Here is a 12146-nt window from a genome sequence, read left to right on the forward strand (position 1 = left end):
GAGCACGATGTCGACGGGCGTGCCGTCCTCCAGGAACGGCATGTCCTCGATCGGCAGGATCTTGGACCCGCCCCCGCCCCCGCCCGGCGATCATGCAGTTGTGGTGCCCGGAGCAACCGCACTCGCCCTTTTGCGGGGCGCCAGTACCGCATGATCGACGCGGGTCAAAGGGGGGAGAGAGTGCCGGCAGCGGGAGGCTGTTGTGGGCAGGGCAGCGGCACAGGCCCCACGTCGGTGACGTGGGGCCTGCGTCAGCCGTGGGCGGCCAGCCCGTTCACGCGGGCGCGGTCGACGTCACCGCGCGGGCGGGATGCGGCGGCGGACGTCGTCGGCGGTGGACGGGCCGGGCGACCAGCGGGCCACCCAGGGCAGGTCGTCGGCGGGGGTGATCACGCCGTCCTCCAGGGCGGCGTAGCGCCCGGCCAGGATCCGCTTCGCGGCGACCGTGTCGACGGAGTCGGTGTTGTCCCACAGGGCGGTGAAGAGCGCGTCGACGCGGACCCGGGCCTGCCGGCAGAACAGGTCGGCCAGCTCCACGTTCTCGGGCCGCGCCTCCCGCTCGGCGTGGGCGCGCACGCAGACAGCGGACATCGCGAACAGCTCCGCGCCGATGTCCACCACCCGGCCGAGGAACGCCTGCTTGCGCTCCATCTTCCCCTGCCAGCGGGACATCGCGTAGAACGTCGAGCGGGCCAGCTTGCGCGAGGCGCGCTCCACCTGCCGCAGGTGCCCGGCGAGCGGGCCGAACTCGGCGTACGCCGACGGGCGCTGTCCCCTGCCGACGGCGAGGGTGGGCAGCCACTTCGCGTAGAAGGCGCCGGCCCGCGCCCCGGCCTTCGCCTTGCGGCCGAGCCCGGCGTCCGGGTCGATGATGTCGCCGGCGACCGACAGGTGCGCGTCGACCGCCTCCCGCGCGATGAGCAGGTGCATGATCTCCGTGGAGCCCTCGAAGATGCGGTTGATCCGCAGGTCGCGCAGCATCTGCTCGACGGCGGCCGGTCGCTCGCCCCGGGCGGCGAGCGAGTCGGCCGTCTCGTAGCCGCGACCGCCCCGGATCTGCACCAGCTCGTCGGCGATCTTCCAGGCCATCTCGCTGGCGTAGAGCTTGACCAGCGCCGCCTCGATCCGGATGTCGTTGCGGTCGTCGTCGGCGAGCAGGCAGCAGAGGTCCAGCATGGTCTCCATGCCGTACGTCGTCGCGGCGATGAAGGAGAGCTTCTGGGCCACCGCCTCGTGCTCGCCCACGGGCCGCCCCCACTGCACCCGGTCGACGGCCCACTCCCGGGCCACGTTCAACGCCCACTTGCCGGCGCCGACGCACATGGCCGGCAGCGACAGCCGCCCGGTGTTCAGGGTGGTCAGCGCGATCTTCAAGCCCTTGCCCTCGCCGCCGATGACGTTCTCCTTCGGGACGAAGACGTCGTGGAAGCGGGTCAGGCTGTTCTCCAGGCCCCGCAGGCCGATGAAGGCGTTGCGCCGTTCGACGGTGATGCCCTCGGTGTCGCCCTCGACGACGAAGGCGGTGATCCCGCCGCGCCGCCCCTCGGCGGCGGGCACCCGGGCCATCACCACGAGCAGGGTGGCGACGGTGCCGTTGGTGGCCCACAGCTTGACGCCGTTGAGCCGGTAGCCGGTGCCGTCGGGCGTGGGCTCGGCGGTGGTGGCCAGCCGGGCCGGGTCGGAGCCGACGTCCGGTTCGGTGAGCAGGAACGCGGAGACCTCACCGGCGGCGAGCCGGGGCAGGAAGCGCTGCTTCTGCTCGGCGGTGCCGAACATCTTCAACGGCTGGGGCACCCCGATGGACTGGTGCGCCGAGAGCAGCGCGCCGATCGCCGGGCTGACCGAGCCGGCCAGCATGAGCGCCCGGCAGTAGTGCAGGTTGCTGAGTCCGAGCCCGCCGTACGACCGGTCGATCTTCATGCCGAACGCGCCGAGCCGGGCCAGGCCCTGGAACACCTCGTCCGGAATGGACGCGTCCCGCTCGATCGCGGCACCGTCCACCTCGGAGGTGAGGAACGCGCGGAGCCGGCCGAGGAACTCGTCGGCGCGGGCGACGTCCGCCGGGTCGGCGCGCGGCCAGGGGTCGATCAGGTCGAGCCGGAACCGGCCGAGGAAGAGCTCCTTGCCGAAGCTGGGACGGTCCCAGGAGGACTCCCGGGCCGCCTCGGCGACCTGGCGGGCCTCCTTCTCGGAGACCTGACCGGCCTCCGTCGGCAGGGGTCCGGCCGCGCCGGCCGGCGGCGGGCCGTCGGCGGCGGTCGACGCCGGCTGGTCGGCGCCTGATTCGTCGGGCGCGGGTCGGCTGTTCTGTGTCGTGGTCACGGCGGCCCCCTCGAACCTCGGTCCGGATGCGTCAACGTGCTCGACAAACAGCACGCTACCCCCGGGTGTTACCCAGGGGTAGCGTTCGGTAAAGATCGAGTTGTGTCGACTTCGGTCAGTCGCCGAGGGACCGCGGCTCGTTGTCGTCGTCGTCGCTGTCGTCGTCGCCCCAGTTGCGCCGGGAGAACGGCAGGAACACCCAGAAGGTGAGGAACCAGAGCCCCGTGAGGCCGCTGAGCACCAGGGCGATGCTCCGGTCCAGCACGAAGTCGGTGATCAGCAGGACCGCGCTGACCATCGAGATCAGCATGAAGGCGAGGCCGCCGCTGGCCATCCGGTGGGCGAACCGGACCAGCTCCGGCTTGCGGCCCTGCCGGAACAGCGCGCGGTGGAACGCCACCGGCGAAATGATCATCGCGGTGGCGGCGGCCGCCGCCAGCAGCGCGACGATGTAGACGTCCTTCTGGAAGCCGCTGGTGCGGGTGAAGCCGTTGCTGAACGGCAGGGTGAGGAGGAAGGCGAAGAGGATCTGCACACCGGTCTGGGCGACCCGCAGCTCCTGGAGCAGGTCGGCGAAGTTGCGCTGCCAGCGCTGCTTCTCGGTTTCCTTGGACACACGCTACCTCCGGTCAGACGGTACTGCCGGCGGGGGCGGCCGGCGGCAGCATCGCTGATGCCCCACCGGCCGACGCGCGAAACCGACTCACGTCGCCGCCGGACGCACCGGTCCGCCCGATCAGGAGCCGCGCCGGATCCGGCCGGCGTACCGGGCCTCCAGCGCGTTGTTGTGCTCGTCGCCCCCGGCGATGTTGGCCGACAGGTAGACCGGGGGACGCTCCCCCGCCGCCAGCAGCCGGGCCACCACCTCGACCGTGATCTGCTGCGCCAGCAGCGCCGCCGTGATCGACGAGACCGCGCCGACCGCGCCGCCGCCGGGCAGCGGCAGCGTCGCGTCGCCGTACGGGGCGCCGTTGTCGAGCACCACGTCGGCGAAGTCGGCGAGCTTGCGCCCCGACGGGTGGCGCGAGGTCATCTGCCCGGAGTGCTGCGCCGAGGTGATCGCGACCAGCCCGTGGCCCTTCTCCTTGACCAGCGACGCGAACTCCACCATCGCGCCGTTCACGCCGGAGTTGGAGGCGAGCACGAAGACGTCCCGGGGGCCGATCGGGGCCAGCTCGTAGAGGCGGTGCGCCACCGACGGGTCGCGCTCCAGCAGCGGCCCGAGCACGTCCGTCGGGGCGCCGCCGAGCAGCACCAGGTCCCGCAGGGCGATCCGGTTCGTCGGGACCAGCCCGCCAGCCCGCCCGGCGATCTCCATGGCCAGCGCCTCGGAGTGGCCCGTGCCGAACGCCTGGACCACGCCGTCGGCGCGTACCGCCTCGGCGATCAGGTCGGCGGCCCGCCCCACCGCCTCGCGTTGGCTCTCGGCCACCCGGTTCATCGTGGCGGTCACCACGGCCAGGAACTCCTCGGCGCTCACCGGCATGTCTGCTCCGTCCATGTCGTACCTCCGTCGGGGTGGGGGCCCGGCGTCCGCCGGGCGGGTGTCGCGGGGAGGGTCACACCGGGTCGTGCACGCGGGCCAGGATCGCCTCGGCCAGCGGGGCGGGCGCCTCGTCGGGGATCCAGTGGCTCACCCGGGGCAGCTCGACGAAGCGGTAGTCGCCGGTCACGTGCTCGGCGCACGCCTCGGCGGCGGTCCGACCGATCGCGATGTCGCGGCCGCTCCACACGAACGTGGTCGGCACCGCCACCGGCCCGGTGGCCGCCAGGTCCCGGCGGGACATGGCGCGGTACCAGTTCAGCGCGGCGGTCAGCGCGCCCGGCTCGCGCATCGGGTCCGCGTACGCGGCCACCCGCGCGTCGTCGCCGACCCCGTGCAGCATCCGGCGCAGCCCGGTCGCGCCCAGCACGAGCAGCGCCTTCTCCGCCTTGCCCGGCTTGCGGAACAGCGTCATGTACGCCGAGCGCGCCTTCTGCCCCGCGTCCTCGGTCAGCGCCCAGACCATCGCGCCGGGGTGCGGCACCGAGACCGCGGTCAGCGTGCGGACCCGCTCGGGATGGTGGGCCGCGACGGCCCAGGCCACGATCGCGCCCCAGTCGTGCCCCACCAGGTGCGCCGCGTCGACGCCCAGCGCGTCGAGCAGGCCCACCGCGTCGGCGACCAGCTCCGGCAGCCGGTACGCCTCGACCGCCTCGGGTCGCGCGCCCGGCGAGTAGCCGCGCTGGTCCGGCGCGTACGTGCGCAGGCCGGCGGCGTGCAGCGCCGGCACCACGTCGTCGAACTCCCCGCCGTGCTGGGGGAAGCCGTGCAGCAGCAGGACGGGCGCGCCGCCCTCCGGTCCGCCGACGCGGACGTCGAACGTGAACCCCCGGGCCTCGATCCGCATGATCGTGAGCCTACCCACGGCCGGCGCGGGTCACTCGTACTGTTGCCGGGGTGCGGGCACCTGCCGCCAGGACTCCACGTCCAGGTAGGGGATCTCGGCGTCGTTGACCGGGTCCCGGGCGATCCGGTCGCTGTAGCGGCCGGTCACCTCGATCCAGGTGTCGTCGGCGAGCCGGTCGGGGGCGGCGCCGGTCAGGCCCAGCTTGACCGGCCGCCCGTCGGCGGCGCAGCAGGAGAGCACCATCCGGGCCAGCAGTGGCCGGCCGTCGGGGCCGGTGGTGACGAAGCCGGTCAGTTGGACCCGGCGGTCGCCGATCGAAGCGCCCCGGTCGAACAGCGCCCGGGAGGCGTAGTCGAGCACGGCCACCCGCACCGGGTCGCCGTCGGGCAGCGGCGGGTAGTCGGACGGCTGCTGGCGGGTGGAGACGGCGGTGCCGGCCTGGCCGGCCGCGTACGAGCCCAGGGCCGGCGGGGCGACCAGCAGCAGGCCCAGCACGGGCAGGATCAGCAGCCAGCCGACCCGCGGCTCGTGGTGGCCGTGGCCGTCGTGGTCGTGCGCGTCGTCGTGGTCTTGTGCGTCGTGCTGGTCGGCGGGCGTGCGCCGCAGGATGGGGCGCAGCTCGTACCAGAGGGTCATGACCGCGGCGGCCACCAGCAGCAGGCCGGCGGCGATCAGGAAGGGACGCAGCCCCTCCTTGACGTAGCGCAGGTGCAGGTCGGTGAGGCTGGCCCGGACCACCGCGCCACCGAGCAGCAGCAGGACGACCGCCTGCGCCTGCCGGTTCACAGCAGCACCGCCCCGGTCGCGACGGCCACCGCGACGGCCACCGCGAAGGTGGTCGGGGCGAACCGCAGCGCGAACCGCCGGCCGAAGACTCCGGCCTGCATCGAGATGAGCTTGAGGTCGACCATCGGCCCCACCACCAGGAAGACCAGTCGGGAGGTCAGCGAGAACTGCGACAGCGAGGCGGCGACGAAGGCGTCCGCCTCGGAGCAGAGCGAGAGCAGCACCGCGAGCCCGGCCAGCGCGAGCACCGAGAGCACGGGTTCGTCGGCGAGGGTCTGCAACCACCGCTCCGGCACCACGACGTTGATCGTGGCCGCCGCCGCCGCGCCGATCACCAGGAACCCGCCGGCGTGCGTGACGTCGTGCCGGACCGCCCCCCAGAACGCCCGCCCGCGCGAGCTGTCGTCCAGCTCCGGCCGGCGTGGCAGCCGGATCCAGTCGGCCCGGCCGAGGCGCAGCCACAGCCAGCCCATGACCATCGCGACGACCAGGCTCGCGACGGCCCGGCCGAGGACCATCGCCGGGTCGTCGGGGAAGGCCACCGCGGTGGCGGTGAGCACGATCGGGTTGATCGCCGGTGCGGCGAGCAGGAACGCCAGGGCGGCGGCGGGGGTGACCCCGCGCCGGATCAGCGAGCCGGCGATCGGCACCGCCCCGCACTCGCAGCCGGGCAGCACCACACCGGCCGCGCTGGCCACCGGGACCGCGAGCGCGGGGTGACGCGGCAGCGCCCGGGCCCAGAACGACCGGGGCACGAAGACCGCGATCACCGCGGAGAGCAGCACCCCGAAGACCAGGAACGGCACCGCCTGCACCATGACCGAGACGAAGACGGTGGTCCAGGTCTGCAACCGGGGCGCGGAGAGGGCGCCGGCGAGCGGCTCGCGGAAGACGATCAGCAGGATCAGCAGGCCGGCGAGCACCTCCACCGACCCGATCCGCCGGTCCGGGCGGCGGGGCGCCGCCGGCGTCTCCTCGCGTACGCCCGGGGCGGCCACGCCCACCGCGCCCGGGTGCGGCCCGTCCGGCGCGCGGCGGTCAGCCTCGGATGTCACGTGCGTGTCCCTCTGCCGGTTCTCCAGTGGCCGCCCGAGAGTACCGGGGCGGAATCTACCGCGTCGATCGAACGCGCTGGTGAGCTGCGGAAAGATCACTTTGCCCGATGATCTTCGAAGGTGTTAGCGTCGGCGCGACAACTTCACATCCGACAGGGGAGCGCACAGCGCTGAGAGTGCGGGCACCGCCCGCAGACCCTCGAACCTGATCTGGGTAATGCCAGCGCAGGGAGTTCGGTCGACCTCCAGCCGCGTCGACGTCCGGCACATCCGGGCGCGGCGTGCGTCTTCTCCTGGTTCTCGTTCGGGACTGGGAGCAATCATGCGAGACAACAACACCGCCACCCGGTGGCGTACGGTCGACGTCGTCGTCGCCGCGGTGATCGCGGTGGCCTTCGGCGTCATCTTCTGGGCCTGGGGCCTGCTGTGGCGGGCCGTCGACCCGGCGTTCGCGTTCTTCCCGGCCGGCCAGGCGATCATGTACGGCGTGTGGCTGGTCCCGGCCGTCCTCGGCGGCCTGGTGATCCGCAAGCCCGGCGCGGCGCTCTTCTGCGAGGCGGTGGCGGCCACGGTCTCCGCGCTGCTCGGCTCGGAGTGGGGCGGCGTCACCATCGTCCAGGGCCTGATCCAGGGGCTCGGCGCCGAGCTGGCCTTCGCCGCGTTCCGGTACCGCTCGTTCCGGCTGCCCACCGCGCTGCTCGCCGGCGCGCTGACCGGCCTCGGCGCGGCGCTGTTCGACTTCTTCGTCTGGAACAGCGAGTACGCCCTGGGCAGCTACCGGATCCCCTACGCCCTGCTCACCATCGTCAGCGCCACCGTCGTCGCCGGCGCCGGCGGCTGGGCCCTGACCCGCGCCCTGGCCACCACGGGCGCCCTGGACCGGTTCCCCGCCGCCCGCGACCGCGCCCCGATCTGACCCGCACCACGGAATCGGGGTCGATCATGAGGTTGACGGCGACGTGGATCTCCGTGGGCGCCGCCGACCTCATGATCGACGCCCGCGGGCGGGCCGGAAGGGGGGCGCGGTGGGAGCGGTGACGCTGCGGGGGTTCGGGTGGCGGCACGCCGGGCGGCGGGCGTGGGCCGTACGCGGGGTGGACCTGCGCGTCGAGGCCGGCGAGCGGGTGCTGCTGCTGGGACCCTCCGGGGCCGGCAAGAGCACCCTGCTCGCCGCGCTGGCCGGGCTGCTGCCCGAGGACTCGGGCGAGCAGGAGGGCACCGTCGAGATCGACGGGCTCGACCCCCGCAAGGGCCGGGAGCGGGTGGGCATCGTCTTCCAGGACCCGCAGACCCAGCTCGTGATGGCCCGCAGCGGCGACGACGTGGCGTTCGGGCTGGAGAACCGGGGGGTCCTCGCCGGGGAGATCTGGCCCCGCGTCGACGAGGCGCTGACCCGGGTCGGCTTCCCGTACCCCCGGGACCGCCCCACCGCCGCGCTCTCCGGCGGCGAGCAGCAACGGCTCGCCCTGGCCGGGGTGCTGGCGCTGCGGCCCGGGTTGCTGCTGCTCGACGAGCCGACCGCCAACCTCGACCCGACCGGCGCGGCGCTGATCCGGGCGGCGGTGGCCGGCGCGCTGGACGCCGACACCACGCTGATCCTGGTCGAGCACCGGGTCGCCGAGGCGCTGCCCCTGGTCGACCGCGTGGTCGTGCTCGAACCCGGTGGCGGCGTCCGCGCAGACGGCACGCCCGAGGCGGTCTTCGGCACGCACGGCGACGCGCTCGCCGCCGAGGGCGTCTGGGTGCCCGGCCGCCCGGTACCGCCCCGCCACGCGACCGCGCCGGCCGGCGACGTGCTGCTCACCGCCGACCGGCTCGCGCTGCCGCCCCGGCTGGCCGCCGTCGACCTGGCGGTACGCGCCGGCGAGGCGCTCGCCGTCCTCGGCCCCAACGGGGCCGGCAAGTCGACCCTCGCCCTGCTGCTCGGTGGCCTGCTCAAGCCCGGAGCCGGTCGGGTCGCGGCGAGGACGGCACTGGCCGGCGACGACGCCCGCACTCCCCCGCACCGCTGGCGCGCCCCGGCGCTGGCCCGCCGGATCGGCTCGGTCTTCCAGGACCCGGAGCACCAGTTCGTCACCAACACCGTCTTCGACGAGCTGGCGCTCGGCCCGCGCCGCACCGGCCAGCCCGAGGCGGCGGTCCGGTCCACGGTGGACGGGCTGCTGTCCCGGCTGCGGTTGACGAAGCTCGCGGCGGCGAACCCGTACACCCTCTCCGGCGGGGAGGCGCGGCGGCTGAGCGTGGCGACCGCCCTGGCCACCGCCCCCCGCCTGCTCGTCTGCGACGAACCGACCTTCGGCCAGGACCGGCGCACCTGGCTGGAGCTGGTGGACCTCTTCGCCGAGCTGCGCGACGCCGGGCACGGCCTGGTCGCCGTGACCCACGATGCGGAGTTCGTCGCCGCCCTGGCTGATCGCCGCCTCACCCTGGAGCGCCCATGACCAGCCCCGACCGGACCGCCGCGCCGGTCACCCAGCCCGGCCGCCACCCCACCCGGGAGCGGGCGTGATCAGTTTCGAGCCCGTCGCCGCGCCGGAGGCGCCCCTGGCCCGGCGCAACCCGGTGGCCAAGCTCGCCGCGGCGCTGGTGTTCTCGTTCATCCTGATCGCCACCCTGGACCCGGTGGCCCCGGCCATCGCGATCGCCGTCGAGCTGGCCGTGCTGCCGCTGTTCGGGGTCCGCCTCCGGGTGTTGGCGCGGCGGGCCTGGCCGCTGCTCGTCGGCGCGGTCGGCGTGGTGGTGACGCTGGTGCTCTTCGCGGCCGAGCGCTCCGGCCGGGTGCTGGTCGAGGCCGGCCCGGCGGTGGTCACCTCCGGGGTGCTGCTCACCGCGCTCGGCCTGGTGCTGCGCATGTTCGCGGTCGCGCTGCCCGGCGTGATCGTCTTCGCCACCACGGACCCGACCGACCTGGCGGACGCGCTGATCCAGAACGCGAAGGCGCCGGCCCGGTTCGCCATCGGGGCGCTGGCCGCGTTCCGGCTCGTGCCGCTGCTCGGGCAGGAGTGGCAGATGATCTCCATGGCCCGCCGCGCGCGGGGGGTCGAGGCCGGCCGCAACCCGCTGGCGCAGCTGCGGCTGTTCGTGTCGACGGCATTCGCGCTGCTGGTCGGGGCGATCCGCCGGGGCACCCGGCTGGCCGTGGCGATGGACGCCCGGGGCTTCGACGCCGGGACCCCGCGCACCGTCGCCCGGCGACAGCACTTCGTGGCCGCCGACGGCCTGTTGATCCTCGGCGCGGCGGCGCTCGCCGGGGCCGCGCTGACCGTGAGCGTGCTGCTCGGCACCTTCCGCCCGTTGACGGGCTGACGCCGCCCGTTGACGGGCTGACGCCGCCCGTTGACGGGCTGACGCCGCCCGTTGAGCGGGCCGCCCGTCCGGGCGGCGGACGGGCCGGGTGGAGTCGCCGGTGACGACGGCTCCACCCGACCGGCGCCGTCAGCTGCGCCGGAAGGCGTACCGGCGGGCCTGCCCGGCCTTCTGGCCGCGCAGCGCGCCGGAACGCCCGGCGCCGGAGACCGGCGGACCGGCCTTCGGTGCCGCCGGCCGGTCGACCGGCAGCACCGGCACGACCGGCGCGACCGCCACCTCGTCGAGGTTGACCGGCGTCAGGTCCGCGACGGACGGCGTGGGGACGGTGGTACGGGACTTTTTCGGGTTGCGCCTGGCGGGCATCCGGTGCCTCCTCGGGTCTGCGGGCCCTCCCGCACCGGAGCGACGTCCGGTGAGCTGGCCCGCCTCGTTCGGCGACCGTCGCGCGACGGTCGGGCGGGATCGGGACTGCTGCCCGGGACCGGCCACGAGGAACACCGCCGCCTCGGCGGCAGGTGCGGAATGCGGACGCCCGGGAGCAGGCGGACCCGCGGCGAAGCGGCGGCGGGTCGGCTCGGAGGTGGGGCGTCAGTTGCGCATGCCCACACCGTAGCCGCCCGACCGGTCGCGCGCAGCCCAATTACCGGCGGGGTCGGCGGCGGGCCGGTCGCGCTCCGCGGAGGCCGCCCGGCGGCGGATCGTCGGCCAGCCCCGCGCCCCCTTGGCCTCGACCACCACCTGGTGACGGGCTGCCCGACACGGCCTCCGGGCCGCCCCGCCCGCGATACGGTCGCCGCGACGGGTCTCGACGACGGAGGGCGGGCGGATGGCCGGGCGGGCGACGGCGCGGATCGGCGTGACCGGGCTGGCGGTGATGGGCCGCAACCTGGCCCGCAACCTGGCCCGCAACGGCTTCGCCGTGGCGGTGCACAACCGCTCGCCGGAGCGCACCCGAAGCCTCGTCGCGGAGCACGGGGACGAGGGGACGTTCCTGCCCGCCGAGTCGATGGCCGACTTCGTCGCGTCGCTGGAGCGGCCCCGGGCGGTCATCGTGATGGTCAAGGCGGGCGCGCCCACCGACGCCGTGGTCGACGAGCTGGTCCCGCTGCTCGACGCCGGCGACATCGTCGTGGACTGCGGCAACGCGCACTTCGCCGACACCCGCCGGCGGGAGGAGGCGCTGCGGGCCCACGGCCTGCACTTCGTCGGCACCGGCGTCTCCGGCGGCGAGGAGGGCGCCCTGCGCGGCCCGAGCATCATGCCGGGCGGGTCGGCGGAGTCGTACCGCACGCTCGGGCCGATCTTCGAACAGATCGCCGCTCAGGTGGACGGGGTGCCGTGCTGCCGGCACATCGGGCCGGACGGCGCCGGGCACTTCGTCAAGATGGTGCACAACGGCATCGAGTACGCCGACATGCAGCTCATCGCCGAGGCGTACGACCTGCTGCGGGCCGGGCTGGGCGCGGAGCCGGCGGAGGTCGCGGAGATCTTCCGCGGGTGGAACTCCGGCGAGCTGGAGTCCTTCCTGATCGAGATCACCGCGGACGTGCTGGCACACACCGACGCGGCCACCGGGCGGGCGTTCGTGGACGTCGTGCTGGACCGCGCCGAGCAGAAGGGCACCGGCCGCTGGACGGTGCAGAGCGCGCTCGACCTGGGCATCCCCATCACCGGCATCGCCGAGGCGACCTTCGCCCGGTCGCTGTCCGGGCACGCCGACCAGCGCGAGGCGGCCCGCCGGGCGTTCCCGGACGCGGGCGCGGCCTGGCGGGTCGAGGACTCCGGGGCCTTCGTCGAGGACGTCCGTCGCGCCCTGCTCGCCTCGAAGATCGTCGCGTACGCGCAGGGCTTCGACCACATCCGTGCCGGCTCCCGGGAGTACGACTGGGGGATCGACCTGGGCGGCACCGCGACGATCTGGCGGGGCGGCTGCATCATCCGGGCCCGCTTCCTCGACCGGATCCGCCAGGCGTACGACGAGCGGCCCGACCTGCCGACGCTGCTGGTGGCGCCGTGGTTCGCGGACACCGTGAACGACGGCGTGCCGAGCTGGCGGCGGGTGGTGGCCGAGGCGGCCCGGGCCGGGGTGCCCGCGCCCGCGTTCGGGTCGTCGCTGGCGTACTTCGACGCGCTGCGCGCGCAGCGGTTGCCCGCCGCCCTGGTCCAGGCGCTGCGGGACAACTTCGGGGCGCACACCTACCAGCGCGTGGACCGCGCGGGCACCTTCCACACCCGCTGGTCCGCCGACCGCGCCGAGGTGGAGGCCTGACCGCTCGGGCGGGCG

At 74.8% G+C, this 12146-nt stretch carries 11 protein-coding genes and 1 riboswitch; of the genes, 4 read left to right on the forward strand and 7 right to left on the reverse strand.

Going from position 1 to position 12146, the window contains the following annotated elements:
- Positions 1-294: 294 nt before the first annotated feature.
- The 6 genes from AB0G13_RS10525 to AB0G13_RS10550 all read right to left on the reverse strand — a co-directional run bounded on the left by AB0G13_RS10525 (position 295) and on the right by AB0G13_RS10550 (position 6496).
- The gene (locus tag AB0G13_RS10525) at positions 295-2322 is read right to left on the reverse strand and encodes an acyl-CoA dehydrogenase family protein (protein WP_357871891.1); all 2028 of its coding nucleotides are present in this window, start codon (positions 2320-2322) and stop codon (positions 295-297) included.
- Positions 2323-2437: 115 nt separating this feature from the next.
- On the reverse strand, positions 2438-2938 hold the full coding sequence (locus AB0G13_RS10530; RefSeq protein WP_357871894.1) for a DUF6328 family protein: 501 nt from the start codon (positions 2936-2938) through the stop codon (positions 2438-2440).
- Positions 2939-3058: 120 nt separating this feature from the next.
- Positions 3059-3808, reverse strand: coding sequence for an SIS domain-containing protein (locus AB0G13_RS10535; protein WP_357872041.1), 750 nt, complete (start codon positions 3806-3808; stop codon positions 3059-3061).
- 73 nt (positions 3809-3881) lie between these two features.
- Complete coding sequence (locus AB0G13_RS10540; protein ID WP_357871897.1) at positions 3882-4712, reverse strand: alpha/beta hydrolase; 831 nt, start codon at positions 4710-4712, stop codon at positions 3882-3884.
- 30 nt (positions 4713-4742) lie between these two features.
- The gene (locus AB0G13_RS10545) at positions 4743-5498 is read right to left on the reverse strand and encodes a TIGR03943 family protein (protein WP_357871899.1); all 756 of its coding nucleotides are present in this window, start codon (positions 5496-5498) and stop codon (positions 4743-4745) included.
- Positions 5495-6496, reverse strand: coding sequence for a permease (locus tag AB0G13_RS10550; protein ID WP_357872044.1), 1002 nt, complete (start codon positions 6494-6496; stop codon positions 5495-5497). The genes AB0G13_RS10545 and AB0G13_RS10550 overlap by 4 nt, the downstream gene beginning before the upstream one ends.
- Before the next feature lie 201 nt (positions 6497-6697).
- Positions 6698-6803: riboswitch (TPP riboswitch) on the forward strand.
- A 72-nt stretch (positions 6804-6875) separates the two neighbouring features.
- Between AB0G13_RS10550 and AB0G13_RS10555 the strand changes: the two genes are divergently transcribed.
- The 3 genes from AB0G13_RS10555 (at position 6876) to AB0G13_RS10565 (ending at position 9859) form a co-directional block, all read left to right on the forward strand.
- The gene (locus tag AB0G13_RS10555; RefSeq protein ID WP_357871902.1) at positions 6876-7469 is read left to right on the forward strand and encodes an ECF transporter S component; all 594 of its coding nucleotides are present in this window, start codon (positions 6876-6878) and stop codon (positions 7467-7469) included.
- 109 nt (positions 7470-7578) lie between these two features.
- Positions 7579-8994 carry an ABC transporter ATP-binding protein gene (locus AB0G13_RS10560; protein WP_357871905.1) on the forward strand — a complete coding sequence of 472 codons (1416 nt, stop codon included), beginning with the start codon at positions 7579-7581 and terminating at the stop codon, positions 8992-8994.
- A gap of 64 nt (positions 8995-9058) precedes the next feature.
- Positions 9059-9859 carry an energy-coupling factor transporter transmembrane component T gene (locus AB0G13_RS10565; RefSeq protein ID WP_357871908.1) on the forward strand — a complete coding sequence of 267 codons (801 nt, stop codon included), beginning with the start codon at positions 9059-9061 and terminating at the stop codon, positions 9857-9859.
- Between the two features lie 129 nt (positions 9860-9988).
- Here the strand turns inward: AB0G13_RS10565 and AB0G13_RS10570 are convergent, their stop codons facing one another.
- Positions 9989-10225 carry a hypothetical protein gene (locus AB0G13_RS10570; RefSeq protein ID WP_357871910.1) on the reverse strand — a complete coding sequence of 79 codons (237 nt, stop codon included), beginning with the start codon at positions 10223-10225 and terminating at the stop codon, positions 9989-9991.
- Between the two features lie 463 nt (positions 10226-10688).
- Between AB0G13_RS10570 and gndA the strand changes: the two genes are divergently transcribed.
- Positions 10689-12131 (forward strand): NADP-dependent phosphogluconate dehydrogenase, encoded by a 1443-nt coding sequence (gndA, locus tag AB0G13_RS10575; RefSeq protein WP_357871913.1) that lies wholly within the window; start codon positions 10689-10691, stop codon positions 12129-12131.
- Positions 12132-12146: the final 15 nt, after the last annotated feature.

The sequence above is a fragment of the Micromonospora sp. NPDC023633 genome (genome assembly GCF_040640035.1).
Taxonomy (GTDB): Bacteria; Actinomycetota; Actinomycetes; order Mycobacteriales; family Micromonosporaceae; genus Micromonospora.

Excerpts from the sequence above, each read along its gene's own strand:
- AB0G13_RS10535 (WP_357872041.1), bottom strand. The coding sequence starts at position 3,808 with ATGCCGGTGAGCGCCGAGGAGTTCCTGGCCGTGGTGACCGCCACGATG.
- AB0G13_RS10540 (WP_357871897.1), bottom strand. The coding sequence starts at position 4,712 with ATGCGGATCGAGGCCCGGGGGTTCACGTTCGACGTCCGCGTCGGCGGA.
- AB0G13_RS10555 (WP_357871902.1), top strand. The coding sequence starts at position 6,876 with ATGCGAGACAACAACACCGCCACCCGGTGGCGTACGGTCGACGTCGTC.
- AB0G13_RS10570 (WP_357871910.1), bottom strand. The coding sequence starts at position 10,225 with ATGCCCGCCAGGCGCAACCCGAAAAAGTCCCGTACCACCGTCCCCACG.
- gndA (WP_357871913.1), top strand. The coding sequence starts at position 10,689 with ATGGCCGGGCGGGCGACGGCGCGGATCGGCGTGACCGGGCTGGCGGTG.